The sequence below is a fragment of the Streptomyces sp. NPDC002018 genome (assembly GCF_042890865.1).
In the GTDB taxonomy this organism is placed as follows: domain Bacteria; phylum Actinomycetota; class Actinomycetes; order Streptomycetales; family Streptomycetaceae; genus Streptomyces.
Genome location: NZ_JBIASO010000007.1, coordinates 61,416 through 86,122 on the forward strand (window position 1 = coordinate 61,416; position 24,707 = coordinate 86,122).

Below are 24,707 nucleotides of genomic sequence, written 5' to 3' on the forward strand. Positions count from 1 at the left end.
GGGCCCACGAAACCGTCGCCGTAGCACCTTCGTGAGCTGTGTACGCTTTGCTTCGCCCTACTCTGTACCGACCCTTTGAGGGAGCCTGCATGCAGAACCACACCGTTGGCGGATGGCTCGACGAACTTGCCTCCGAGTCGTCCACGCCCGGCGGAGGTGCGGCGGCGGCGATGAACGCCGCGGTCGGTGCTGCGCTGATCTCCATGGTGTGCAATCTGACCGTCGGACGGCCCAAGTACGCGGAGTACGAGAAGGAGCTGACCGCGGCGCTGGCCGAGGCGGAGGAACTGCGCGGCAGGGCTCTCCGGCTGGCCGGTGATGACGCGGCCGCCTTCGGATCCGTCATCGCCGCCTACAAGCTCGCCAAGGCCACTGACGCCGAGAAGCGGGCGCGCACCGCGGCCATCCAGCAGGCCCTGGTCGGCGCCGCCGACGTGCCGCTGCGCACCGCGGAACTGGCCGCCGAGGTGATCGCTCTCGCCCGGAGGATCCTGCCCGGTTCCAATGCCAACGTCGTGTCGGACGTCGCCGTGGCCGCCTCCTCTGCCCGGGCGGCCCTGGACGCCGCGGCGGTGAATGTGGAGGTCAACCTCGCCGCCCTCACGGACGAAGGGCACTGCGCGGCCGTGCGGGCCCGTCTCTCCTCCGCCCTGACCGCCGCCGCCGAGGCCGACGCCGTCGTTGCCGAGGTCCGGGAGAGGATCGCGAAGTGAAGCTCATCGACGGGCGGGCCGTGGCCGCCGACATCATGTCCGAGGTCTCCGCCGCCGCAGCCGAGCTGCGTGCCGCCGGCACCGATCCGACGCTGGCCATCGTGGTGCCCACCCGGGACGAGGCGACCGCCTGGTACGTGCGCTCGATCGAACGGGCCGCGGCCAGGGCCGGGGTGACCAGCCGGGTCGAACATCTCGCCGAGCCGGACGCGGAGGATGTCGCGGAGCTGCTGAGGAAGCTCTCCGCCGACCCCACCGTGCACGGCATCATCTGCCAGACCCCGCTGCCCGATGGGGTGCTCCTCGAGGAGGTGGCGGCCCATATCGACCCGCGCAAGGACGTGGACGGCGCAAGTCCCACCAGCCTTGGGCGGCTTGCCGCAGGCCTGCCGACCTTCGCACCCGCCACCGCGGCGGCCGTCCTGGAGCTGCTGCACCGGGAGAAGGCCGTGCTCGAGGGCGCCCGGACGGTGGTGGTCGGCCGGTCGACCGTGGTAGGCAAGCCCGCCGCACTGCTGCTGCTCAACGAGCACGCCACCGTCACGGTCTGCCACTCCCGCACCGCAGAGCTGACCGCCGTGTGCGCCGAGGCCGACATCCTGGTGGTCGCGGTCGGAAGGCCCCACTTCGTCGGTGCCGAGCACATCAAGCCGGGCGCGGTAGTGATCGATGTGGGCACCAACCCCACCGATGACGGCGGCCTGGCCGGCGATGTGGACCCGGTCGGCGCCCAGGGCCGCGCCGGTTCCCTCACCCCGGTGCCCGGCGGAGTCGGCCCGGTCACCACGGCGCTCCTGCTGCGCCATACGGTGACTGCCGCCCGGGGCTGACCCGCGGGGCCGGCGAACCGCGCCCCCGGGAACACGACGAAGGAAGGAACACCGGCGCGTGCGGCGGTTGTTGGTGCTGGGGGGCTCGGCCTTCGTGGGCAAGGCGGTGGTGGAGGCCGCCCTGTCCCGGGGCTGGGCAGTCACGACGTTCAACTGGGACCGCCCCGCCAGGACCGGCGCGCTGGAGCACATCACCGGCGACCGTACGAGCCGCGAGGACCTCGCGGCCCTGCGTGGCCGGAGCTGGGACCAGGTGGTGGACACCTGGCAGGGGCCGTCAGCAGCCGTCAGGGCCAGTGCCCGGCTGCTCGCCGGCTCGGTGGAGAACTACTGCTACATCTCCAGCCTGACGGTCTACCGGCACCCCGCGCCCGCCCCGCTCACCGAGTCCCGGCCGTTACTGGCCGGCAGGTCGGACGACGGGGCGGGTTACCCGGAACGCAAGGCCATGGCCGAGCGTGAGGTGGTGGCGGCCTTCGGCGACCGGGCGTTGCTGGCACGGCCGGGGCTCGTGGTGGGCCCGTGGGAATACGTCGGCCGGCTTCCCTGGTGGCTGCTGCGGATGCACGACCACACCGATGTCCTGGCTCCCGGCCCCACCGGACGGCAGTTGCAGTACGTGGACGCCCGCGACCTCGCCGCGTGGGTGCTGGACGCGGGCCGGGCCCGGCTCGGCGGCGGGTACAACGTCGTCTGTCCCCCCGGCCACGCCACAACGGGCCGGCTGCTGGAAGCGTGCCGTGCGGTGACCGGCGGGTCCGCCAGACTGAGCTGGATCGCCGATGACCGGCTCCTCGACCGCGGTGTCCAGCCGTGGAGCGAGCTCCCGCTCTGGATTCCGCGACGTCCGGGCGAGGCGGATGTCTACGACGTGGACGTCACCCGCGTACTCGCCGCGGGCGGGCGGTTTCGCCCGGTGGAGGAGACGGTGGCGGACACCTGGGCGTGGCTGACGCACTCCCCACGGCACCGGGCGATGCTTCAGCCTCGGCCCTGGCTGACCCGGGAGCGCGAGGAGCTGCTACTTCAGGCGTAGGGGGTCCGGCTGATCCGGTGCCCCGAGCGGGGCGGCGACCGGGAGGGTCTCCGGCGCCCGTACCCACAGTGGAACACTCAGCAGAGCCCACAGCCCTGTCACCGCGAAGGCGAGGGCGAAGGAGAACCCGCTCGCCAGCGCGCCGGCGACCAGCGGCCCGACCACACTGCCGAGGTCCGCCGCCATCTGGAAGCCGGCCAGCACAGGGCCGCCACGGCCACCAGGGCCCAGCACGTCCGCCACCGCCGCGTTGAGCGGCGGAGTGAGCATGCCGCTGCCGAGACCGGCCACGAAGGACACTGCGGCGAAGAGCAGGAAATGCTCCGTCAGCCCCATGACACCGGTGGAGACGCCCGCCAGCAGCAGGCCGGCCACCACAGGCGGCTTACGGCCCCTGCGATCGGACCACACCCCCGCGCTGAACAGCACCACCGCGTTGCCCGCGGCAAAGGTGGCCAGCGAGGTGCTCGCCCAGCCGGCGCCCCGGCCGAGCCCGTCGACCACGAACAGCGGTATCAGCGAGATGCGGACCCCCGTGACCATCCAGCCGTTGGCGAAGTTCGAGACAAGGGCCGCCCGGTAGGCCGGGTGGCGGAGCGTCTCGGCGAAGCCGGCGGTCGGCTTCCGGTCTCCGCCGGCGGCGGAAGCGACCGGGCCCGGACGGGGTACCAGGGCCAGCATCAACAGGGCCGCGAGCAGCAGCGTGGCGCCGTAGACCAGGAAAGGCGTACGCAGGTCGACAGCGACCAGTCCAGCTCCGAGCAGCGGCCCGCTGATCCCGCCCATGACGAAGAACGTGCTGTACACGCCCGAGGCCCGGCCTCGCAGCCGGGGCGGTGCCGTCCGGGCGAGCAGCACGCCGCCCGCCACTGTGGACAGGGCCGATCCGAGCCCCGACACGGCGCGGAAGACCACCAGTTGCCAGTAGTCGGCCGCGAAGGCGCAGGCGCCGGTGGAGACGGTGATGACCAGGAGCCCGAGCACGTAGCTGTCACGTTCGCCGAGCCGGTTCACCACCTGCCCCGCCGGGGCCGAACTCACAAGTCGCATGACAGCGAAGACACTGACCACCGCGGTTGCCGCGACATAGCTGATACCGAATCCGCGTGCATACAGCGGTATTGCCGGCGCAACAAATCCGTACCCGATCGATACCAGAAATCCGGCCGCCACCAGTACGCGTACTTCCCGCGGAAGTTTCTCTGCCACGCTCCCCCTCATCCTGTGCACCAAATGCAGGCGTGGGCAGGATGAATGAGCCGCTGCTACGGCCGGGGGCCTGCCCTGCTTACACCTGCCGGGCTTACACCTGCCGGATGCTGCAATTCACGCACGCCGGGTGAAAGCTCTGAATCAGCGGTCACATCAACAGCTGCGACAGTAGGATGAATTCAGTCGCGCGAGGTCGAGATACCTTCGCTCGGCCAGCAGGTTGCGGATCATGACAGAATGCTATGCCGCTGTCCCATCATCGTCAACAGACTCAAAGTCGGGACCAGGAGTGGGAGTTGAATCCCGAGGAGACCTTCCCCGCCCAGTACGCGCGAACCGGCCAGTTCACCCTGGGGGTGCCCCGGGATTTCCGGATCTCGCCTGACGGTGGCCGAATTGCTTTCCTCCGCACGCGGACCGGATCGGACACTTCGACCTGCCTGTGGGTGCGCGAGACAGATACCCGGGGGGAGCGGCTGGTGGCTGATCCGGGTGAACTGCTGCGCGGCGGGCGGGACCAGCCGCCCCAGGCCGAGCATGCGCACCGCGAGCGGACCAGGGAGTCCGCCGCCGGGATCACCTCGTTCACGGTCGACAGCGCGGTGCGGACGGCCGTGTTCGCACTGTCGGGGAGGCTCTTCCACGCGGACCTCGGAACGGGCCGGATCCGGGAGATCCAGGCGGCCCCCGGCGCGGTCGGCCCCCATCTCGATCCGACCGGTTCCCAGATCGCCTACGTGGCCGACGGTGCCCTGCGCGTGACGTCGGCGCACGGACCGGATGCCGCCCTGACCGAGCCCGAAGGGCCCGGCATCACCTGGGGGCTGGCGGAATTCGTCGCGGCCGAGGAGATGGGCCGCACTCGTGGTTTCTGGTGGGCTCCCGACGGGGCGAGCCTGCTGGTCACCCGGGTCGACACAAGCGAGGTGACCACGTGGTACCTGTCCGACCTGGCCGCGCCCCACCGCCCGCCCGCACGCGTCGCCTATCCTGTGGCCGGTACCGCCAACGCCAAGGTCACGCTGTGGCGCGTCGCTCTGGACGGCACCCGCCACCGGATCCGCTGGGACGAGACCGCCCTGCCCTATCTGAGCGCGGTCCACTGGTCTCCGCACGGCCCGGCCCTGCTCCAAGTCCAGTCACGCGACCAGCGCACCCTGCAGGTCCTCTCGGTGGCGGAGGACGGCACGACCACGGTGCGGGCAGCGGACACCGACCCCGACTGGGTGAGGGTCGTCCCGGGCGCCCCGGCCTGGACCAGGAACGGCAGGCTGGTCCGCGTCGCGGTGCGCCGGGGAGCGTACCGGCTGCTGGTCGACGACAAGCCGGTGACCCCGGACGGCCTCCAGGTCCGCGCCCTGCTCGACGTTTGCGACGACGTGCTGTTCAGCGCAAGCGCCGGCGATCCGACGCAGATCCACGTCCACGTCTGCGGACCGGAGGGCGGTACCCGCCAACTGACCCGTACTCCGGGGATCCACCACGCCACCCGGTCCGGCCGCGTGCTGGTCACCGTCTCGCAGTCGCCGCACCGCCCCGGCTCGGTCGTCGAGGTGCACACCGGGGGCCGGCACACAGGCACTCTGACGAACACCGCGGAGACGCCCGTTCTCCTGCCCCGCCCGCGCCTGCTCACCGTAGGCGCCAGAGAACTCAGATGCGCGGTGCTGCTGCCCACCGGCCATCGCCCGGAAGCCGGGAGCCTGCCGGTCCTCCTCGACCCCTACGGCGGGCCAGCGGCACAGCGCGTGCTGGCGGCACACGACAAGTACCTGTTCTCCCAGTGGTTCGCCGAGCAGGGCTTCGCCGTCCTCATCGCCGACGGCCGCGGCACCCCCGGCCGGGGACCGGCCTGGGACAGGTCGATCCGCTTCGACGAGGCCCGGATGAACGTGGAGGACCAAGTGGACGCCCTGCACGCGACCGCCGCACGGTTTCCCGGCCTCCTGGATCTGGACCGGGTGGCGATCCGCGGCTGGTCACACGGCGGATACCTCGCGCTCCTCGCCGTGCTGCGCCGCCCGGATGTCTTCCACGCCGCGGTGGCCGGCGCTCCGGTGACGGACCGCCGTCTGTACAACACCTTCTACACCGAACGGTATCTCGGACACCCGGACGGCCGGGCGGAGGTGTACGCCGCCAACTCCCCGCTCACCGAGGCCGCCTCCCTGCGCCGCCCGCTGATGCTGATCCACGGCCTGGCCGACGACAACGTGGTGGCGGCACACACTCTTCGTCTTTCCCACGCCCTGCTCGTCGCCGGGCGCCCGCACACCGTGCTACCGCTCTCGGCCGCAACGCACCGGACACCGCACGCCATGATCGAGGGCGTGATGCGGTCGCAGAGTCACTTCCTCCAGCAGGCACTCGCCCCTCGTTCGAAGGAGAGCTCCGCCCATGGTCACCAGTGACACCCCCGGCGCCGAGGCCGTCGCCTTCTACCGCCGGCACGGCTGGTACGCAACCGGCACCGTCCTCCCCGAAGAGCTCCTCAACCGCGCGGACGAGGTGCTGCGTGACCTCGACGGCGACCACCGCGACATCCATATTCCGCAGCGCCTGCGGGAGTTCCTCGCCTGGCCGCCCGGAGAGCCCCGACCGACACGACTCAACCAGTACATAGCCCTGCAGTACCGGGCCATGGCCGACCTGGCGTCCTTTCCAGCCCTCGCGCAGATCGCCGCGCTGCTCTCCGGCAGCCGCCGGCTCCGGATCTTCAACACGGCGCTCATCAGGAAGCGTCCGGGCGCGGCGGAGCAGTACGCGCAGGTGGGCTGGCACTGCGACCGGGCCTACTGGGCGACCTGCTCCTCGGACCGAATGACCACGGCATGGGTGCCGTTGCAGGACACCACGGTGTCGATGGGGACGCTGACGGTGCTGAGCGGCAGTCACAGCTGGCCCGACACCGACGAGATCCGGGCGCTGCGTGCGGCGAAGACCTTCATCACCCAGGACCATGACGCGCTCTGGGACCGGCTCGAGTCCCTCAGGTCCAAGGACGTGAGGGTGGATGTCCAGCGGATCGAGCTCAAGCGCGGTCAGGTGAGTTTCCACCATCCCCTCACCATGCACGGCAGCGGTGCCAACCTTGCCGCGACCGCACGCAATGCGATCAGCATCCATTATCAGGACGAGGCCAACCACTACCGGGCTGCGAACGACGACGACGGGACCCCGGCGGCCTACGTGCACGACCAGTTCGTCAGGCCCCTCCCCAACGGCGAGCCCGACTACGCCGACCCCGAGATCTGCCCGCTCGTTTGGCCGCCCGCCGCCAAGGCGGCTCACCGATAAAGGACTTGACGCTGCGTCAGTCACGGGGATGTCCTTCCGTCCGGAGCGGCCGGCGCCCCGGCCAAAGGCGATTCGCCATCGGCGGATCCGCGACGCCACACGGCCGGTGAGGCCGTTCCGTTCGGAGGCCGGACGTGGTTCCGGCGGACAAGGCGTACTCCTCTCGCGCCGTTGGTGAGCACCTGCGCACGTGTGGTGTCCGGGCGGTGATCCCCGTCCCGGCGGACCGGCGGGGGCCACCGGCCGCGGCGCGGCAGCCGAGGCGGCAGAGCCCCGGCCTTCGACCCCGAGGCATACGAACAACGCAACAACGCAACACCGTCGAGCGGTGCATCCACCGCCTGGAGCAGTGGCGCGGCCTTGCCCACCCGCGACGAGAGACCGCCACGACCCACCTGGCCGGCCTCCGCGTCGCGGGCATCTTCCGGTGGTCAGCCCGATGATCCAGACGAAAGACCCTAGCGGTAGCGGCTCTACGAGAACAGGGCCGAGAGCTGAGCGTCGTGGTCGGTCGCGGGCTCGCATCCCCGGGGCCCTGCACCTGCGCACCGCCGACATCGCCGTCCGGGCGGCCACTCCCGCTGGCCCCCTGCCCTCCCGGTGATCACCTACTGCTGTTCGGTCGAAGACACTGGCCCGTGATCGTGGGTGCGGCGTGTGTGGCCAGAACGTCGCGCTGTCTCAGGTGGCGGCTCTCCTGGCGCGGGCAGTCGGTGTCGGGCGGGATGCTGTCGGGCGTGCGTGCCATGCGCGGCGGTTGACGCACGGGGAGCCTGTCATGGACAGCCAGGCGCGCGACCGGGAGCGAAAGCGTTTGACCCTCACGTGGCGTCATGGCACATAGTCGGGGGCGTGGAGGAGCACCTGACCGTGGGACGTGTGGCCGAGCTGGCCGGTGTGAGCGTCCGCACGCTGCATCACTATGACCAGATCGGCCTCGTGGAGCCGTCCGCGCGGACCTCGGCCGGCTACCGGGCCTACTCGGCGGGCGACGTGGAGCGACTGCGGGAGGTGCTCGCCTACCGGCGGCTGGGCTTCGGGCTGCGCGAGATCGCGAATCTGGTTGACGACCCGGCCACCGACGCGGTCGCACACCTGCGCCGGCTGCGCGGCCTGCTGCTGGAACAGCGCGAGCGCGCCGCTGCCATGGTGACGGCCATAGACAGGGAACTGGAGGCACGGGCCATGGGGATCAGGACGACGCCGGAGGAACAACTGAAAGTGTTCGGCGCGCAGTTGTACGACACCATCGGGTCCGCTTACCCAGCGACGCGGCGCACCGAGCCGCGGATCGCCGCGAAGGTCTGGGATGCGCTCGGGGACGCACGGACGGTACTGAACGTCGGGGCCGGGACCGGCTCCTACGAGCCCCCCGGCCGTGACGTCACCGCGGTGGAACCGTCGGCGGTCATGCGGGCGCAGCGTCCCGCCGGCGCGGCGCCGTGCGTGGCCGCCGCCGCGGAGAGCCTCCCGTTCGAGGACCGGTCCTTCGACGCCGCGATGGCCTTCAGCACCGTCCATCACTGGCAGGACCCGATCGCCGGGCTGCGCGAGATGCGACGCGTGGCGCGGCGCGTGGTGGTGTTCACGCACGACGCCAGTGACACCGGCTGGCGTCACCGGTTCTGGCTCACCCGCGACTACCTGCCCGAGGTCGCCGGTCTGGTCGCCGGCCGGCCCTCGGTGGACCAGCTGGCCCGCGCGATCGGGGCCCGTATGGAGCCGGTGCTCATTCCGTGGGACTGTGCTGACGGCTTCTTCGAGGCCCACTGGCGTCGGCCCGAGGCGTATCTGGACGAACAGGTGCGCCGCGCGGTATCGGTGTGGACCAGAGTGGGGCCGGAGGCCGAACAGCGGGCGGTGAACCGACTCCGCGACGACCTTTCCTCGGGCAGGTGGGCCGAGCGCAACCGCGACCTCGTCGCCCTCGACGCGGCAGAGCTCGGTCTCCGCCTGCTCGTGGCCTGAACCATCGTGTGCGAGAACGCCGCAAGGGAACTGACCCGCCGCAATCAACAGATGTTGCCGCGCGGGCCGACCACTTCAGCGTCGTGCCCGATGAGCACGCCGACTGCGAGTCCGGGTACGTCCTCGGGCGGCTGGTGGCAGTGGCGGTGGTGAACCGGTACCTCAAGCAGGGGTGCCTCGCAGGTGGCAGGGCGTACCGGCCACGGGGATCGTGGCCGGCTTCCTGGTCGAGTGCGTACAGGAGACCGGCCAGGTCCACCCGTCAGGGGTGCTGCCGTGAGCTGAGCCGGGCCGGCGGCGGCTTCGGGGACGGGTACGGGTACGGCGCCGCTCGCGGCCGGACCGCGCCGGTGAGTTGCTCCAGGCGTTCCCCTCGCTCCGGCGAGCGTTCCAGTGCATCGGATCAACCATGCGGGCCTCGCGCTCCCGTGGGTCTGTCCCGCACCCTCGCCGCTCCTGGTCGGCTCCCCCGGCCCGGCCCGGCCACGGTCACGTCCGGGCGTCTGGCGCGGTGACTTCGTCCCCTGTCCCGCCGGACGGTCCCCCTCGCGGCGCAACCGCCGGGCACGGCACAGCCCGCTGCCCTACGGGCCGGCCCGAGATGGTTCTGGGGTGCGCGAGCATCCCACGGATTCCGGTGTTGGGATCGGCCTCCGTGAACGCCTCCGGGCCGGGCTTCATCGGGGCGCCCCAAGCCGCGGCCGGCTCCGTTGGTGTCCGCCGCCCTCCTGTGGTGCGGTTGGGCCCTGGGTACCAGAGGTACGAGGGGACGGCCGGGCGAGGAGAGGGAGCAGGGTGTGGATGCGGACCGTGAGGCGGGCGGGCGGGCGATGTTCGCCGGTCTGCTGAACGCCAGCCATCTGATGCTCCTCGACGCGTTGCCGGAGAAGGTGGGCGAGCATGCCCGGGCCGCGGGTTTCACCGGCGTGCTCATCTACGTGGCGGATCTCGACCGCCAGGGACTGCATCTGCTGGCCGGCCCCGGCGGGGTGCCGCCGGACACCGAACGGGACATCCGGATCGAGGACACGGTGCCCGGACGGGCGTATCAGTACGGGCGTCTCACGTCCGCCGCACCGCGGGAGGCGGGACGCGCCGACTGGTGGGTGCCCCTGGTGGACGGTACCGAGCGCCTGGGACTGCTGCGCGTGCGCTCCGCCTACGACGATGCCCGCGCCCGGGAGGACGTCGACCGTCTCGCCGCGCTGCTGGCGATGCTGATCGTCGCCAAGCGGACGTCCAGCGACACACTGGCCCGGCTGATGCGGACCGAGCCGATGACTGTCGCGGCGGAGATGGCGTGGAACCTGATGGTGCCGCGTTCGTACGCCGACGGGCGGGTCGTGATCTCCGCGTCGCTGGAACCGGCCTACCGGATCAGCGGCGACGTGTACGAGTACGCCCTCGACGGCCCCCTGGTCCATCTGACACTCTTCGACGCGATGGGCCATGACACCGCCGCCGGCCTGTGCGCGACCCTCGCCCTGGGGGCCTGCCGTAACGCCCGCAGACAGGGCGCCGGTCTCGTCGCCCAGGGCGAAGCGGTGGAGGCCGCGCTGATCGGCCAGTACGACCGGCGGCGCTACGCCACCGGCATCCTCGCCACCCTCGACACCCGTACCGGCGAGCTGAGCTGGGTCAACCGCGGCCACCACCCGCCGGTCATCCTCCGGGGAACCCGGTGGACCAGCCACCTCAGGTGCCCCCCGGCCCACCCCATGGGCACCGGCCTCGGGCTGGCCAGCACCGTCTGCCGCCAGCGGCTGCGACCAGGCGACCGCATCGTGCTCTACACCGACGGCATCACCGAGGCCCGCGGCCCCGACGACAGCGAGTTCGGCGTCGACCGCTTCACCGACTTCCTCATCCGCCACCACGCCGAGGGCCTGCCCGTCCCCGAAACCCTGCGCCGCCTGGTCCACGCCGTCCTCGACTACCACGACGGGCACCTTCAGGACGACGCCACCGTGGTGATGTGCGAATGGCTCGGCCCCGCTCTGGACGACACCGAACCGGCGGCCGCCCTGACCGGGCTGCCCTCCCGCGACCCCGCCGTCAGCCCCGTCGAGCCCGGGAGCAGCCGGCCATGACCGCCGCGCTGCGCGTCGAGATCGCCGGCACCCGCGATCAGGCGGCCGCCTTCACGGTGGCCGGGAACCTCGACCTGCACACCGCCCCCGTCCTCTACCGCAGAGTGGACGACGTCCTCGGCGGCCATCCCACCGTGATGGTGGACCTCGCCGGTGTCACCTTCTGCGACTCCTCCGGCCTCAACACCCTCATCCGGCTCCACCGCCGCGCCCAGGAGGCCGGCGGCCGGCTCGTCCTGGCCGCACCGCCCCCGCAGATGCTGCGCCTGCTCACCACCACCGGCGCCGGGAGAATATTCACCATCCACGCCAGCCTGGCCGAAGCCTGGCAGGAGCCGCCCGCTCCAGGCGCTCCGCCCGCCACCTGACGGATCGCCGCTCCGGCCCGGGGCCGCCCCTCGCCGCTGGCGATCAGCAGGGGGACTCCGAGCGGGACGGCTGTCTCCCGGCAGGCTCTTGGTCCGGGGAGCCTTCTGAACAGCGGCCGCGGTGACGGCCACCGGTCTGAGCATGGTGAATCCGTGGTGGGCCGTCCCGGCTGCCGTCGCGGAGGTCCTGGTGGAGAACGGCCCGCGCGACGGGGGCTTCACCGTTGTCGCGCGGATCCCGCGCACACCCCCGCCGCAGCCGCCGCGGCCCCTCGCGCCCTCGGCCTCCCGAACCGGCGGCCGGCGGTTACGCCGGATCCGCCTCGTGGTTACGCCGGATCCGCCTCGGCGAGGGAGGTCATGGAGGTGAGGGCTTCGGCGCCCAGGGCCCGGACCACGGCCAGCAGTTGGGCGTTGCTGACGCCCTTGACGAGGTATCCCGCGACGCCGACCGCGGCCATCTCGGTGCGCGCGCCCTGGTCGCCATAGGCGGAGAACACCAGGATGCGCACGCCGGGGACGGCGCGGATGATCTGCTGGGCGGTGTACGGGCCGCCGCCGGGAAAGCGCACGTCGAGCACCACGACGTGCGGGCGTCGGGCGATGGCGAGCCGGATCGCCTCGTCGGCGTCGGCCGCGCTGCCGGTCAGGGTGAGGTCGGGCTGGGCCTCGACGACCTTCACCAGCACCGCGCGCAGCATGTCGTTGTCGTCGCAGATCAGCACCCGCAGGGGGCCTTTGGGTGTGGCGGGGCGGGTCACGGAGGTCCCTGGGGGGCGGTCCGGGAGTCGAAGATCCTGGTGGGTGCGCCGGGCAGGGGTTCGTCGAGCTGGCCGGCCGGCAGGTCGGGCAGCCAGAACTCGACGGTGGTGCCGGTGCCGGGCTCGCTGCGCAGCGTCCACCAGCCGCCGGCGGTCTCGGCCCGCTCGCGCATCTCCATCAGCCCGAAGTGCTCGTGCAGCGTGGGGGCGACCGCCGGGCGACCGGTGCCGTCGTCGGCCACCCGCACCAGCAGGCCGCGGTCCTCGGTGGTGACGCTGACCCGTACGGTGCGCGCTCGGGCGTGCTTGCGCACGTTCAGCAGCGCTTCCTGGACGATGCGGAAGATGGTGATCGCGGTCTCGGGGGCGGGTTCCTTCTTCAGGGTGTGTTCCAGGGAGGGCTCAAGTCCCCAGCTCCTGACCACGTCGTTGAGGTGCTGGGACAGCGACTCGACCAGGCCGTGCCGGTCGATGCCGGGCGGCTGGAGCCGGAAGGTGAGGTTGCGCAGGCGGCCCACCGCCTCGCGCACCGAGGCGTCGAGCTCGGAGAGTTCACTCGCGTGGGGCTCGCCCGCCTGGTCGGCGAGGAGCTGCAGCCGCATGCCGACGGCGACCATGGCCTGGATGGAGTCGTCGTGCACGTCCCAGGCGATGCGGCGGCGTTCCAGTTCCTGTGCCTGCACCAGGTGGGCGAACAGGCGGCGGCGTTCGCTGAGCGCCTGTTCGGCGGCGCGGCGCTCGGTCATGTCCCGGGTGACCTTGCCGAAGCCGCGCAGTTCGCCGGTCTCGTCGAAGAGGGCGGTGATCACGACGTTGGCCCAGAAGCGGGAGCCGTCCTTGCGGATGCGCCAGCCCTCGTCCTCCAGGCGGCCGTCGGCGATGGCCGCCTCCAGCTCCAGGTGGGGTTTGCGGGCGGCGATGTCCTCGGAGGGGTAGAAGACCGAGAAGTGCTTGCCGATGATGTCCTCGGCGCGGTAGCCCTTGATGCGCTCGGCGCCGGCGTTCCAGGTGGACACGTAGCCCTGGGGGTCGAGCATGAAGATGCCGTAGTCGAGGACGCTCTTGACCAGCAGGGTGAACGCCGTCTCGGCCTGGGCGGGGGTGCCCGCCTGTCCGCCGGGGCTGTTCCCGGTCATGGGAGCAGGCCCTCGCGGCGGGCCACGGTGACCGCCTCCAGCTGGGAGCGGGCGCCGAGCTTCTCCAGGACCCGCTGGACGTGGTTCCTCGCGGTGTTGAGGGCGACGCCGAGCCGCCGGCTGATCTCGGCGGTGCCCAGGCCTTCGCCGAGCAGGCCGAGGGTCTCGCGCTCGCGCGGGGTGAGGGTGGCGCCCAGGTCGGCGGTCCGGCCGGTCAGCCGGTCCAGCGCCCCGCTGAGCAGGCCCTTGCTGTAGGCCACTTCACCCTCTGCCACCAGGCGTACGGCGTCCTGGAGTTCGCCCAGGTGGCCGGCCTTGAGGATGAGTCCCGAACCGCCGGCCCCGGCGACGTCGGCGGCGGCCGCCGGGGTCGCCTCGCCGGTCAGCACCAGTACCCGGGTGCCGGGCGCGGCGGCCTTGAGCGTGGGGATGGCGGCGATGCCGTCGCCGTCGGGCAGGCGCCGGTCCAGCACCACCACGGCGGGGCGCAGCCGGGCGGCGTCGGCCAGCGCGTCCTTCACGGACAGGCTGCGGCCGATCACCTCCAGGTCGTCGGTGCGGTCCAGGGCCAGCCGGATCGCCTCGGCCACCATGTCGTGGTCCTCGACGAGCAGGATGGTGATGTGCGTACCGGTGGTGCGCGGCACGGTATCCGGTGCGGTCTGCGGTGGCGAAGGCATCAGGCGGTCCTCGGTGGTAGACGCTGCACACTCCTGGCGAACAGCTCGTCGGCGCCGGAGAGGGCGAACAGCCGGGCCACCTGCGCGCGGGCCCCCTCCACATACAGCTCGGTGCCGATCCTGTCCGCCGTGGCCTTGGCCTCCAGGAACACGTTCAGCCCCGCGCAGTCGCAGAAGCGCAGGCCCCACAGGTTGAGCACGACACGGTCGGACCGCCGCGCGAAGCAGTCGGCGAGGGCGGCACGCAAGGTCGCGGTGCCGTCCAGGTCCAGCTCGCCGACGAGCCAGAGGCCGGGCACGTCGCCGTCGAGCGTGGTGCTGACCTGGAACAACGGGTCGGTCACCATGACGTCTTCTCTCATGTGTAGTCCCTGCCTGGGTGGTGGGCACCAGTACAGAATAGTGAATCTGCACTAGAAGGGAACACCCGGGTTCCCCGGACGGATCACCACCACGCACGGGCGGGTCAACGCGCGGGCGCACGGCCCGCGGGGGACGGCGAGGCCGTGAACAGCGGCTGGGTACTCTGCTGGGTGGGGGAAGGCCGGGGGGAAGGCGCCCCGGCAGCACGACGGTGTCACCGGCAGCGGTGAGGTACCCAGGGGGAAGGGAGCCGGGATGGAACTCCCGCCGGCCGCTCCGCACGACGCCCGGCCTCCGGAGGTGTGCGTGGACTTCGACGGCGTGGCCGGCTGTATCGCCGAAGCGCGGGAAGCCGCCGCCGCCTTCCTGCGCCACCACGTCCCGGACGCCCGCACCGCCTTTCGCGACGACGTCCTGCTGGTCATCTCCGAACTGGTGACCAACGCGGTCCGTCACGCTCCCGGGCCCCTCACCCTGAAGCTGGGCCTGCTTCCCGGCGGGATCGGGGTCACCGTGCGGGATACCAGCCCCAGGCCCCCGTACTCCCGGACCCCCGACCGGACCGGCGGCCGCGGCTGGCCCATCGTCCAGAGCCTCGCCCGCCGGGTGCGTGTCGTCCCCGGTCCCAGCGGCAAGACCGTTCACGCGGAGCTGGCTTGGTAGTCCCGCGCCGGGTGACGGACCGTGATTCCCGGGAGGGTGCGCCCGCCCCGGTCCGGGACCTCTCGTGTGGATCTTGCCGGGCCCGCGTGCCCCGGCGCCCGGGAGGGTGCTCGTACGGCGGGTGCGTCGCACGCGTGCCGACGCCTGGGGGCCGCGCCGGCTGAGGCGCCCGGCCCCGCCAGATCGAGCGCTCATCCGCCGGCCGGAGCGTTCCGTCACCGCGGATTCTCCGGCGCCCGCCGCTCCGCGGCGCCGCTGAACCCCCCGTACTGGCCGCGGTTTTCCGTTCGGGGTGCGGGTCTGCCGCTCTACGGGGCAGGCGCGAGGAGAGGGCCGCGTGAGCGGCCGCGATCGACACGATCACCACGCGATCAACGAACGGAGGACATGTCATGGACTGGCGTCACCACGCGATGTGCCGGGAGGAAGATGCCGAGCTGTTCTTCCCTGTCGGCAGCACGGGTCCGGCCCTCCTCCAGATCGAGGAGGCCAAGGCCGTCTGCCGCCGCTGCCCGGTCAGGGAGCAGTGCCTTCAGTGGGCGCTGGAGGCCGGCCAGAACGAGGGTGTCTGGGGAGGGCTGTCCGAGGACGAGCGGCGAGCGCTGAAGCGCCGTACGGCCCGGCGCCGTACGGTGGCCGCCAACTGATGCTCCCGGTCTGCCTGTTGCCCGCCCGGCCCGTACCGGTCCCTCCGGTACGGGCCGAGCCGCGGGGGGCCGGACGGTCCGGCCCGTACCGCTCGGGAAGGGCGGTGACGACGGTGGCCCGCGTGCCGGGCCGTTCTGTCGGCGCCGGTACCGCCGGCACGGGTCGTCATCGCTCCTCCCCCGGGGAGGGCTGTTACTCCTGGGCCTGGGGCTTCTCCTGGACCGCCGCCAGGGCGGCCGCCACATGCTCCTCGGTGCGCGTCTTGTCGAGACCGAGCCCGCTGAGTACGCCCGCGCCGTCCTCCTGCTCCAGCAGCGCCAGCAGCACGTGTTCCGTACCGACGTAGGAGTGGCCCAGCCGCAGTGCCTCGCGGAAGGTGAGTTCCAGGGCCTTCTTCGCCCGCGCGTCGAAGGGCACCAGGTCGGGCACGGGCTCACCGGAGGGTGCCGGCAGCGCCCCGGCCGCGGCCTCACGGACCGTCTCCAGCCGTACGTTCTGGGCGACGAGCGCCCGGGCGGCCAGTGCCTCCGGGTCGTCGAGCAGGCCGAGCACGAGATGCCCCGTGCCGATCTGCGTATGACCGCCTTCGCGGGCCTTGTTCTGGGACGCCACGACGACGCTCCTGGCCCGCGGGGTGAATCTGCCGAAGTCCTGCTTCGCGTCCGGCGCCGGCTCGTCCTTGGTCACGAACCGCTTCTGGACGGCCTGCCGCGTCACGCCCATGGACGTGCCGATCTCGGTCCATGAGGCGCCCGAGCGGCGGGCCTGGTCGACGAAGTGGCCGATGAGGTGGTCGGCCACCTCACCGAGATGGTCAGCGGCGACCACGGCGCTGCGGAGCTGGTCGAGGGCGTCGCCGTGCACCTTCTTGATCGCCTCGATGAGGTCGTCGAGACGGACGGGATTGTTCATCTGAGTCGGTTCCACCATGAGGCAACCCTAGGTTGACACCCCGTCTGGCGTCAACCCGTGGTTGACACTTTGGTGAGGGGGGGTTCCCGGCCGCGGGCGGTCGGGGTGCGCATGACGGGCCTCACCGGCAGCGCGCGGACTCGGCGGCTCCCCGCTCCGGCGCCCTCGCGGACCGCGGCGCCCGTGTCGCCCCGCTGCGCGCCGGCACCGGGCGCGCGTACGGGAGCCCCTCGCGATCACCGCGTCGGAGACCCGCCGCGCGTGCCGCCTCGGTGGCCGGTGCCCCTCCGGTGGGCCGGCGGCGGCGCCCGTCAGGGCTCCCGGGCCGGCGGTTCGGCCGTGGACCGCGCGTCCCGCTCCTGTCCGGTCGTGGCGGACCAGGTGGCGAGCGGCTTCAGGCCGTCCTCGGAGGCGGTTGCGGGCGGCGCGCTGGAGACGACCGCGCTCAGACGGTCTGCACACCAGGGCCGTGAGGCGGTCGTGCGGTCGGTCCCGGGCGCGATGACGGGCTACGCCGACGTCGTCATCAGACCGACGTCTTCGCCAAGAACCCCCATGAGCTCGGCGCGTTGTACGCGCGCGCCGAGGCGGGCACCCGCTGACGACGACACGCTTCGCACGGCACACTTCGACGGCCGTGGGGCGGGCGACGGCCGTCTCGCGGTGTGGTCCCGCTTGACCCTGACACAGTGACAAGGTCTTCACTGCGTCGAGGAGGTGGTCCCGATGACCATGCGACAGGACACGGATACGGTACGGGCCCTCCAGGGGCTGGAGGACAGCCGCCCGTCTGTGCGGCTGCGGGCGGCGCTGGCGGTCGGCACGGCCCCTGACCCGCGGTGCATCGACAAGCTCATCGAACGGTGCGCGGTCGAGCCCGAGTTCTCCGTGCGCGAAATGCTCACCTGGGCGCTCACCCGCCACCCGGCGTCGATGACGGTCCCGGAGCTTCTCGGTGAAGTCCGTTCGGAGCGTGCGCAGGCACGGAGCCAGGCGCTGCACACACTGTCCAAGATCGGGAACCGGCAGGCATGGCCGGCGATCACACGGGCGCTGCTGTCCGACGCCGACGACGAGGTGGCGCGGAGCGCCTGGCGGGCAGCGGTCGTGCTCGTGCCCGACGGTGAGAAGCCCGGGCTGGCCGCGGTGTTGTCCACACAGCTCGGACGCGGCGGACGCGAGACACAGCTGAGCCTCAGCCGGGCACTGATCGCACTCGGTGAGGTGATCTCGCCGGCTTTGCACACCGCGATGACGGATCCCGACCCCCGCGTCCGCGCGCACGCGAACGCCACGGAACGGCTGTTGCGCGACCCGGAGGCCGGATTCGAGTTCGCGATCGAGGAGGCGAAGCGCGTCGTGGCCCTCGGCGGGACCGGCCAAGAGGGGTGACAGGCCGTGTTGATCGGTGATGTGGCGCGACGGTCCGGGGTCAGCACCCGCATGCTCAGGCATTACGACTCGCTCGGCCTGGTGCGGCCGACGGGTCGTACCGGCGCCGGCTACCGGGAGTACTCCAGCGAGGACATCCGGCGGATCTTCCATGTCGAGAGCCTGCGGTCGCTGGGGCTGTCGCTGCGTGAGGTCAGGCGCGCGCTCGGTGATCCCCGCTTCACGCCCTCGGAGCTCGTCGACGACCTCATCCGCCAGACGCGGGAACGCATCGCACGGGAGACGGAGCTGCTGACCCGGCTCCGTCGGATCGGTGCCGCGGAACCCGCCGGCTGGGAGGACGTCCTCCAGATCGCCGCGCTCCTCCAGGCATTGGGGTCCAAGAGCGCCGGGAAGCGCCAGCGCGCGGCACTGTCCTCGGTCGAAGAGGTTCCGGTGCCGGTGGAAGCGCTGGTCGAGGCAGTGCTGAGCGAGACGGACCCGAACGTCGCCGGAGCCCTTCGGTGGGCTCTGGCACAGTCGGACGACGGCGGATGGGCCCTGCTGGCGGAGGGTCTCCGCTCGCCGGCGCCCGAGGTGCGCAAACGTGCCGTCCAGTGCCTCGCCGAGATCGCGAACGGGGAGGCGACCGCACTGCTGCGGGACGCCCTCGCCGGCCCCGACACCGTGGTGCGCAGGTATGCGGCTCTGGCGCTCGGGGCACGCGGAGTGGCCGACGCCATCCCGACGCTGATCGACATGGTCGTCGAGGAGACCAATGACGCCGATGCGGCCGATGCGCTGAGCGCGCTGGCGAGCCGTCCCGCGCTGGCCGATCAGATCGCCGCCGGGCTCGTCGCCTGCCTCGCCCGCACCGCCGTCGGACCGTCCGCACGCCGACGGCTGGCACAGGCGCTCGCGGACATCCCGGGCATCACAGCGTCACGTGCTCTCGCGGATCTCTCCCACGACGAAGACCGTGGCGTCGCGCTCACCGCGGCCTACATCCTCGGAATACGCGACGCGCGATAACGGATCTCGTCGCTGGCCGGCACCGGCGCACAGCCCCCGTCCGGCAGCCGACGACGGCGAGGTTCCCCAGCTCAGCGCGGGCAGAACCGCGGTGCGGGAGCCCGCTGTCCTGAGTGGCCACGGCCCGACGTCGAGTCTAGCGTTGGGGAGTGGCAGTCCGCTCGCGGCCCGGAGAGCCTCGCGGAGCCCGGCGGCCCGGCCCCTTCGCCTCCCCGGCCTCGGCCCGGGATGTCACGCGCAAGCACCATACGCTCGGGGAATTCCCCGGAGGTCGACATGCCCCCCACCCACCACCGCACGGCGACGATCGACGGCCAGCAGGTGTTCTACCGTGAAGCCGGCCCCGCCGACGCACCGGTCGTCCTGCTCCTGCACGGATTCCCCAGCAGCTCCCACATGTTCCGCCACCTCATCCCCGCACTCGCCGACCGCTATCACGTGATCGCCACCGATCACATCGGATACGGCGAGTCGTCCATGCCCAAGACCGACGAGTTCGCGTACACCTTCGACAACCTGGCCACCATCACCGCGGGCCTGCTCGACAAGCTCGGGATCAGCCGTTTCTCGGTCTACGTCCACGACTACGGAGCCCCCATCGGCTGGCGGCTGGCCCTCAACCCCGCCTACGACGTGACCGCGATCATCTCGCAGAGCGGCAACGCCTACATGGAGGGCTTCACCAAGCCCTTCTGGGACGACCTGTTCGCCTACGCCTCCTCCCCGGGGCCGGACACCGAACCCGGCGCGCGAGCGAAATTCAGCGCCGAGACCACCCGCTGGCAGTACGAGAACGGAGCCGAGGACAGAAGCCTGGTCAGCCCCGACACCTGGCGGCACGACCAGAGCCTGCTGGACCGGCCCGGCAACGACGAGATCCAGCTCGCGCTCTTCCGGGACTACCCCAGCAACATCGACGGCTACCCCCGCCTCCAGGAGTACTTCCGCACCAGCCAGGTGCCCACGCTCGCGGTCTGGGGCGAGCGGGACGAGATCTTCGGCCCGGACGGCGCGCGCGCCTTCTCCCGTGACCTGCCGGACGCGGAGGTCCACCTCCTGCCCGCGGGCCACTTCGCCCTGGAGACGCATCTCGACGCCATCAGCGGTTACATCCACGGATTCCTCGGCCGCGTCCTCAACTGAGAGCCCCCCTGAGGGGTCACCGCGACGCACGCCATGTCCGGCACGGACTCGGCGCCGTCGCCCTCCCTCTTCCCGGCGCCGGCGGCCGTCGCCGCCCGCACCAGCCGGGTGCGGCTCGGCACCGCCATGGTGCCGGCGAGTCTCACCCACCCGCTGCGGCTCGCCGAGGACGCGGCCGTCACCGACCTGCTCTCCGGCGGCCGTCTCCTCCACCCGGATCCTGACCGCCGACGGCCCCGCGCACGGCATGGCCGTGGAGGCACTGCCCGGCGGCCCGCTGGAGCAGCTCGCCTCCTACGACCACGCCGGGGACCCGGCGGGCTTCGAGAAGACCCTGCTGTCGCTGGTCGCGGAGTACGCGCCGGAGCCGCGCGAGCGGATCTCGGACAGCGAGTCCGGGATCCGCCGGGCCGGCGACGTGATCCAGGGCGGCCTCACCCCGACGGTGCGCCGCGGCTGGGCCACGCCCGGCTCGGGACGCATCGCGCCGGCCCTCGGGGACGCCTGGATCGTCAACGACCCGCTGGCCGGACAGGGCGCCCACCTCGGCTCGCGCTGCGCGTCCGAACTGGCCGAACTGGCCGAACTGGCCGAACTGGCCGAACTGATCGACGGCGCACTCCCGGCAGGGGCGACGAGGGCGGCTCTTCAGTTCGCGTCCGGCGGAGCCGTCGTCCCGGCGAGTCCGACCGCGGTCGCTTCCAGAAGGAAGCCGAGCCTCGGGGCGAAGTCGAGGGCGACATGGCCCCAGCGCGGTTCCTGCTCGTACAGGGCGGCGAGCGTCGGGGTCGGGTGTGAGACCTGCCAGAAGCCGGCCGCGAGCGCGACCGCCGTGGCCAGCAGGCCCTCGATCTGTCCGACCGTCAGCGTGCCGGCGCGATCCAGTGTGCTCGCGATCTCGTCGTGAGCGGCGAAGGCGTGGGTCTTGTACCGGCGGGCCCGTTCGATGCCGACGTCGCCTTCGAGGGACAGCGGGACATGGGTGAGCAGGTCGCAGAAGACGGGCAGCGAGGCGAGCGTCCCGGCGACCACCGCCGCGATCTGCCGGGGCCCGAGCCCGGTGCGATCGCCGACCTCGTCCTTGACCGCGTCGCGCCACCGGTCCCATCCCCGCTCGGCCAGTTCGAGGAGCAGTTCCTCCTTGCTGGCGTAGTAGCGCCGCACGCCGGTGCGGTGCAGGCCCGCGCGTTCGGTGACCGGCGCCAGGGTGATGTGCCGGACGCCGCCGAGCTCCAGGGCGAGCGCCTCGGCGGCCGCCAGCAGGTCTTCGGAGCGGCGTGTCTTGTCCTCGGCCGATCGGGCTCTGCGGTGCATGCCCGAACTCTAACGCTCGCGAGGTGCGCTACTCCCGGGCTCGTGCTACGTTCGCCGTAACGCATCACAGGGTGCGTTACGGCGTGGGTCCCGGGGGGAGACCGGCGCCGGGCCGCCGTGTCCGGCGAGTCCGCCGGCTCCTGGAACGCGGCCTTCAGCGGCAGTGCGCGCGGAGCAGCGCGAGAGAACGCGAGGGAAAAGGAACCGTCATGAAAGCCGTCCACGTCACACGATTCGGCGACCCCACCGTGCTGGAGGCCGTCGATCTGCCCGATCCGCACCCCGGGGCCGGGCAGGTCGCGATCGACGTCACCCACGCCGCTGTCGGGCTCATCGACGTCTTCTTCCGCCAGGGGCTGTTCAAGGACCAGGAGGGGCTGCCCCGGCCGCCGTTCGTTCCCGGCCTCGAGGTCGCGGGCACCGTGCGCGCGCTCGGCGAGGGGGTGACCGGCCTCACGGTCGGCGAGAAGGTGGTCACGCTCTCCGCCACCGGCACGGGAGGGTACGCCTCGGTGCTCGTCAGCGACCAGGCCCTCGTCATCTCCACGGAGGGCTCCGGCATCGGTCCCGCCCTCGCTGTCGCAGCCGTCCCCAACGCGGCGATGGCCTACCTCGCGCTCACCCGCGTCGCCCGCATGTCCGCGGGTGAGAGCATCCTCGTCCACGGCGCCCTGGGCGGTTTCGCATCCGCCTTTCCCGGCATCGCACGGCAGCTCGGCGCGTCACGGGTGGTCGGTTCGGTCCGCACCGGCAAGCTGGCGGCGGCCGCCGCCAGCAGACTGCCCTACGACGAGATCGTCGACTCCGCCGAGCTGCCCGACGCCCTGCACGGCCAGGCGTTCGACGTCGTCATCGACCCCGTGGGCGGCGCGGTCCGCACCCGGAGCCTGGACCTGCTGGCACCCTCCGGCCGTCTCCTGCTGGTCGGCAACGCCAGCGGCGACTGGGGCGATCTCATCGACAGCAACCGGCTCTGGCTGGGGGGTCTCACCGTCTCCGGGTTCTCCGCGGGCTCCTACATCCCGGCACACATGGAGGAGCTCGGGCCCGCGGCCGAGGCCGCGCTGAGGGCGGTCGCGGACGGCCTGGCCGACACCGAGATCGACATACTCCCGCTGGCCGACGCCGTGAGCGCGCACGAGCGGATGGAGACCCGCTCGGTCGGCGGCCGTATCGTCCTCACCCCCTGAGCCGCGACGCCGCCCGCCGCGCGGGCTCCCAGTGCGCCCAAAATGCGGGGCAGCCCATCGGCCACCGGTGAACAGCCGGTCATGTTCCGCCAACAGGTCAGTGTTCATGGCTGCTTTCCCCTGCTCAGGGGCCGGTTCCGCTGCCGCTCCTGAAGGCGGCCGGGCGCCGAGAGACGGAGGGGACCTAGGGTCTTTCGTGTGGATCTGGCTGGGTCAGGGAGCGGGGTGCGGTGCCGTGGATCGCAAGGCGGAGGAGGGAGCCCACGCGGAGCGTCGGCTCCCTCCTCCGCCGTCAACGCCGCGAGGCGCGGTGCCGGGGCACGCGAGCCCAGCAAGATCCAAACGAGAGGCCCTAAACGCACGCCCGGATGTGCGCGGCGGCCTTCTCCGCGATCATGATGGTGGGAGCGTTGGTGTTCCCGCTGGTCACCGTCGGCATGACGGAGGCGTCCACGACGCGCAGACCCTCCACGCCGTGCACCTTGAGGCGGGGGTCCACCACGGACTGTTCGCCGCGGCCCATCGCGCAGGTTCCCACCGGGTGGTAGCACGTGGCGCTCCATCTGCGGATGTGGTCGTGCCACGCCGCGTCGTCGAGGGAGTCGAGGTCGGCGGTGTCCGGAAGGTAGGGGCGGGCGAGGTGATCGGCGAAGGGCGGACGGCGGGCGATGCCGGTCACGGCCCGAAGCCCCTCGGTCAGCAGGCCGAGGTCCGCGGGATCGTCGAAGTACCGGGGATCGATGAGCGGATGGGCCCGCGGATCGGCCGACGCGAGGCGGACGGTCCCGCGCGCCGCCGGATTCAGGACGGTCGAGTTCATTGTGAACACCGGTCGGCCGGGCACCTCCTCCCCGCTGAGGATCAGCGCCGTCGCTCCGCCGGCCAGCTGGATGTCGGGCCTGCGCGCGCCCTCGGTGGAGCCGAGGAACGCGCCGACCTCCCCGTAGTTGGAGGCGAACGGCCCGCCGCCCGTGGTGCGCCACAGGTCCAGGTGCTCCGGGGTGAGCAGGTCCCGGACGATGTCGGTGGCATTCCTGGTCTCCCACACGACGGGGGCCAGCAGCTGGTCCTGCAGATTCCGGCCGACTCCCGCCAGCGGCACCCGCACATCGATGCCCAGGTCCCTGAGGTCGTCCGGGGGCCCCATCCCCGACAGAAGCAGCAACTGCGGCGAGTTGACGGCTCCCGCGCTGACGACGACCTCCTCGTCGGCGTACGCGGTCTCCCGCGCCCCGTCCGCGAGGTAGGAGACGCCGGCCGCCCTGGAGCCCGCGAGGACGATCCGCGTCACCAGCGTGCCGGACCGCACGGTGAGATTGGGGCGCGTGAGGACCGGGTGCAGATAGGCGTCGGCGGTGGACCAGCGGCGCCCGTTGTGGCACGTCACCTGGTACGGACCGGCGCCGAACGGTGACGGCCCGGCGAAGTCGTCGTTGTAGCCGAGTCCCCAGTCCAGGGCCGCATCCACCCAGGCGCGGGACAGTTCGTGGGTGTAGAGGCGGTCCTCGACATGCAGCGGACCGTCCGACCCGTGGTAGGGCGGGCGCAGGCGGCGGTGGGATTCGGATGCCACGAAGTACGGGAGCACCTCGTCGTAGCCCCAGCCGTCCGCCCCGAAGTCGTCGCGCCAGCCGTCGTAGTCATACCGGTTGCCGCGGATGTAGATCATGACGTTGGTGGACGACGATCCGCCCAGTGTCCTGCCCCGGGGCCAGTAGAGCGTGCGGCCCGGCGGTGACTGCTCCACCGTCCGGTAGTTCCAGTCCACGTCCGACTTGAACAGCGTCCCGAGGGCGGCCGGTATGTGCAGGCTCTCGCCGGTGTCGGGGCCTCCGGCTTCGAGCAGGAGCACACGGGCGCGGCCGTCGCCGCTGAGGCGGTTGGCGAGCACGCACCCGGCGCTCCCGGCGCCGACGATGATGTAGTCGTAGCTTTCCGTCCTGGTCATGGGTGGTCCCTCGGGCCCCGCGCCGGGTCACC

At 72.1% G+C, this 24,707-nt stretch carries 23 protein-coding genes and 3 pseudogenes; 17 read left to right on the forward strand and 9 right to left on the reverse strand.

Annotated features, from left to right (window positions below; genetic code table 11):
* The first annotated feature begins 89 nt into the window (after positions 1-89).
* Genes ACFYYH_RS13365 through ACFYYH_RS13375 form a run of 3 tightly spaced genes read left to right on the forward strand, consistent with a single transcriptional unit; the run spans position 90 to position 2,579 of the window.
* Positions 90-713 (forward strand): cyclodeaminase/cyclohydrolase family protein, encoded by a 624-nt coding sequence (locus ACFYYH_RS13365; RefSeq protein ID WP_388549790.1) that lies wholly within the window; start codon positions 90-92, stop codon positions 711-713.
* Complete coding sequence (locus tag ACFYYH_RS13370; protein WP_388549792.1) at positions 710-1,543, forward strand: bifunctional 5,10-methylenetetrahydrofolate dehydrogenase/5,10-methenyltetrahydrofolate cyclohydrolase; 834 nt, start codon at positions 710-712, stop codon at positions 1,541-1,543. Before ACFYYH_RS13365 ends, ACFYYH_RS13370 begins: the two co-directional genes overlap by 4 nt.
* 58 nt (positions 1,544-1,601) lie before the next feature.
* The gene (locus ACFYYH_RS13375; protein ID WP_388549795.1) at positions 1,602-2,579 is read left to right on the forward strand and encodes an NAD-dependent epimerase/dehydratase family protein; all 978 of its coding nucleotides are present in this window, start codon (positions 1,602-1,604) and stop codon (positions 2,577-2,579) included.
* Here the strand turns inward: ACFYYH_RS13375 and ACFYYH_RS13380 are convergent.
* On the reverse strand, positions 2,565-3,800 hold the full coding sequence (locus ACFYYH_RS13380) for an MFS transporter (protein WP_388549798.1): 1,236 nt from the start codon (positions 3,798-3,800) through the stop codon (positions 2,565-2,567). The two genes, ACFYYH_RS13375 and ACFYYH_RS13380, sit on opposite strands and share 15 nt — an antisense overlap.
* A 470-nt stretch (positions 3,801-4,270) precedes the next feature.
* Between ACFYYH_RS13380 and ACFYYH_RS13385 the strand changes: the two genes are divergently transcribed.
* The 6 genes and pseudogenes from ACFYYH_RS13385 (at position 4,271) to ACFYYH_RS13410 (ending at position 11,514) form a co-directional block, all read left to right on the forward strand.
* Complete coding sequence (locus ACFYYH_RS13385; RefSeq protein ID WP_388549800.1) at positions 4,271-6,202, forward strand: prolyl oligopeptidase family serine peptidase; 1,932 nt, start codon at positions 4,271-4,273, stop codon at positions 6,200-6,202.
* Positions 6,189-7,088 carry a phytanoyl-CoA dioxygenase family protein gene (locus ACFYYH_RS13390; protein WP_388549802.1) on the forward strand — a complete coding sequence of 300 codons (900 nt, stop codon included), beginning with the start codon at positions 6,189-6,191 and terminating at the stop codon, positions 7,086-7,088. Before ACFYYH_RS13385 ends, ACFYYH_RS13390 begins: the two co-directional genes overlap by 14 nt.
* Before the next feature lie 110 nt (positions 7,089-7,198).
* Positions 7,199-7,457: pseudogene (locus ACFYYH_RS13395) on the forward strand (IS5/IS1182 family transposase); the annotation flags it as partial.
* Positions 7,458-7,940: 483 nt separating this feature from the next.
* Positions 7,941-9,056: a MerR family transcriptional regulator gene (locus ACFYYH_RS13400; RefSeq protein ID WP_388549805.1), complete on the forward strand. Its 1,116-nt coding sequence runs from the start codon at positions 7,941-7,943 to the stop codon at positions 9,054-9,056.
* A gap of 830 nt (positions 9,057-9,886) precedes the next feature.
* Entirely contained in the window at positions 9,887-11,146 is a 1,260-nt protein-coding gene (locus ACFYYH_RS13405; protein WP_388550440.1) for a PP2C family protein-serine/threonine phosphatase, read from the forward strand.
* Positions 11,143-11,514, forward strand: a complete 372-nt coding sequence (locus ACFYYH_RS13410) for an STAS domain-containing protein (protein WP_388549807.1) — start codon at positions 11,143-11,145, stop codon at positions 11,512-11,514. Before ACFYYH_RS13405 ends, ACFYYH_RS13410 begins: the two co-directional genes overlap by 4 nt.
* Positions 11,515-11,843: 329 nt before the next feature.
* On the opposite strand, the gene ACFYYH_RS13415 is transcribed toward ACFYYH_RS13410, so the two are convergent.
* From ACFYYH_RS13415 to ACFYYH_RS13430, 4 genes are read right to left on the reverse strand one after another with little or no spacing between them, the layout of a single operon-like run.
* A complete protein-coding gene (locus ACFYYH_RS13415) occupies positions 11,844-12,275 on the reverse strand; it encodes a response regulator transcription factor (protein WP_388549809.1) in 432 nt (143 codons plus the stop codon).
* Positions 12,272-13,411 carry a PAS domain S-box protein gene (locus ACFYYH_RS13420; RefSeq protein WP_388549812.1) on the reverse strand — a complete coding sequence of 380 codons (1,140 nt, stop codon included), beginning with the start codon at positions 13,409-13,411 and terminating at the stop codon, positions 12,272-12,274. Before ACFYYH_RS13420 ends, ACFYYH_RS13415 begins: the two co-directional genes overlap by 4 nt.
* A complete protein-coding gene (locus ACFYYH_RS13425) occupies positions 13,408-14,091 on the reverse strand; it encodes a response regulator transcription factor (RefSeq protein ID WP_388549815.1) in 684 nt (227 codons plus the stop codon). Before ACFYYH_RS13425 ends, ACFYYH_RS13420 begins: the two co-directional genes overlap by 4 nt.
* Positions 14,091-14,453, reverse strand: coding sequence for an STAS domain-containing protein (locus ACFYYH_RS13430; RefSeq protein WP_388549817.1), 363 nt, complete (start codon positions 14,451-14,453; stop codon positions 14,091-14,093). The genes ACFYYH_RS13425 and ACFYYH_RS13430 overlap by 1 nt, the downstream gene beginning before the upstream one ends.
* Positions 14,454-14,709: 256 nt before the next feature.
* Here ACFYYH_RS13430 and ACFYYH_RS13435 point away from each other — a divergent pair, with 256 nt between their 5' ends.
* Positions 14,710-15,117 carry an ATP-binding protein gene (locus ACFYYH_RS13435; RefSeq protein WP_388549819.1) on the forward strand — a complete coding sequence of 136 codons (408 nt, stop codon included), beginning with the start codon at positions 14,710-14,712 and terminating at the stop codon, positions 15,115-15,117.
* 392 nt (positions 15,118-15,509) lie between these two features.
* Positions 15,510-15,764, forward strand: coding sequence for a WhiB family transcriptional regulator (locus ACFYYH_RS13440; protein WP_388549822.1), 255 nt, complete (start codon positions 15,510-15,512; stop codon positions 15,762-15,764).
* 193 nt (positions 15,765-15,957) lie between these two features.
* On the opposite strand, the gene ACFYYH_RS13445 is transcribed toward ACFYYH_RS13440, so the two are convergent.
* A complete protein-coding gene (locus tag ACFYYH_RS13445; protein WP_388549824.1) occupies positions 15,958-16,695 on the reverse strand; it encodes a Clp protease N-terminal domain-containing protein in 738 nt (245 codons plus the stop codon).
* 708 nt (positions 16,696-17,403) lie between these two features.
* On the opposite strand from ACFYYH_RS13445, the gene ACFYYH_RS13450 reads away from it, so the two are divergent.
* From ACFYYH_RS13450 to ACFYYH_RS13470, 5 genes and pseudogenes are all read left to right on the forward strand, one after another.
* Entirely contained in the window at positions 17,404-18,069 is a 666-nt protein-coding gene (locus ACFYYH_RS13450; protein ID WP_388549827.1) for a HEAT repeat domain-containing protein, read from the forward strand.
* Positions 18,070-18,075: 6 nt separating this feature from the next.
* Positions 18,076-19,080, forward strand: a complete 1,005-nt coding sequence (locus ACFYYH_RS13455; protein ID WP_388549829.1) for a HEAT repeat domain-containing protein — start codon at positions 18,076-18,078, stop codon at positions 19,078-19,080.
* A gap of 276 nt (positions 19,081-19,356) precedes the next feature.
* The gene (locus tag ACFYYH_RS13460) at positions 19,357-20,223 is read left to right on the forward strand and encodes an alpha/beta fold hydrolase (protein WP_388549832.1); all 867 of its coding nucleotides are present in this window, start codon (positions 19,357-19,359) and stop codon (positions 20,221-20,223) included.
* A gap of 33 nt (positions 20,224-20,256) precedes the next feature.
* Positions 20,257-20,418 (forward strand): annotated as a pseudogene (locus ACFYYH_RS13465) (LLM class flavin-dependent oxidoreductase); the annotation flags it as partial.
* Between the two features lie 52 nt (positions 20,419-20,470).
* Positions 20,471-20,542 (forward strand): annotated as a pseudogene (locus tag ACFYYH_RS13470) (hypothetical protein); the annotation flags it as partial.
* On the opposite strand, the gene ACFYYH_RS13475 reads toward ACFYYH_RS13470, so the two are convergent.
* Together ACFYYH_RS13475 and ACFYYH_RS13480 are read right to left on the reverse strand one after the other, a co-directional pair.
* Positions 20,518-20,706, reverse strand: coding sequence for a hypothetical protein (locus ACFYYH_RS13475; protein WP_388550471.1), 189 nt, complete (start codon positions 20,704-20,706; stop codon positions 20,518-20,520). The pseudogene ACFYYH_RS13470 and the gene ACFYYH_RS13475 sit on opposite strands and share 25 nt — an antisense overlap.
* A 165-nt stretch (positions 20,707-20,871) precedes the next feature.
* Positions 20,872-21,537 carry a TetR family transcriptional regulator gene (locus tag ACFYYH_RS13480; protein ID WP_388549834.1) on the reverse strand — a complete coding sequence of 222 codons (666 nt, stop codon included), beginning with the start codon at positions 21,535-21,537 and terminating at the stop codon, positions 20,872-20,874.
* 209 nt (positions 21,538-21,746) lie between these two features.
* On the opposite strand from ACFYYH_RS13480, the gene ACFYYH_RS13485 reads away from it, so the two are divergent.
* Complete coding sequence (locus ACFYYH_RS13485; RefSeq protein ID WP_388549837.1) at positions 21,747-22,727, forward strand: zinc-binding alcohol dehydrogenase family protein; 981 nt, start codon at positions 21,747-21,749, stop codon at positions 22,725-22,727.
* A 352-nt stretch (positions 22,728-23,079) separates the two neighbouring features.
* Here the strand turns inward: ACFYYH_RS13485 and ACFYYH_RS13490 are convergent, their stop codons facing one another.
* Positions 23,080-24,675: a GMC family oxidoreductase gene (locus ACFYYH_RS13490; protein WP_388549839.1), complete on the reverse strand. Its 1,596-nt coding sequence runs from the start codon at positions 24,673-24,675 to the stop codon at positions 23,080-23,082.
* Between the last annotated feature and the right edge of the window lie 32 nt (positions 24,676-24,707).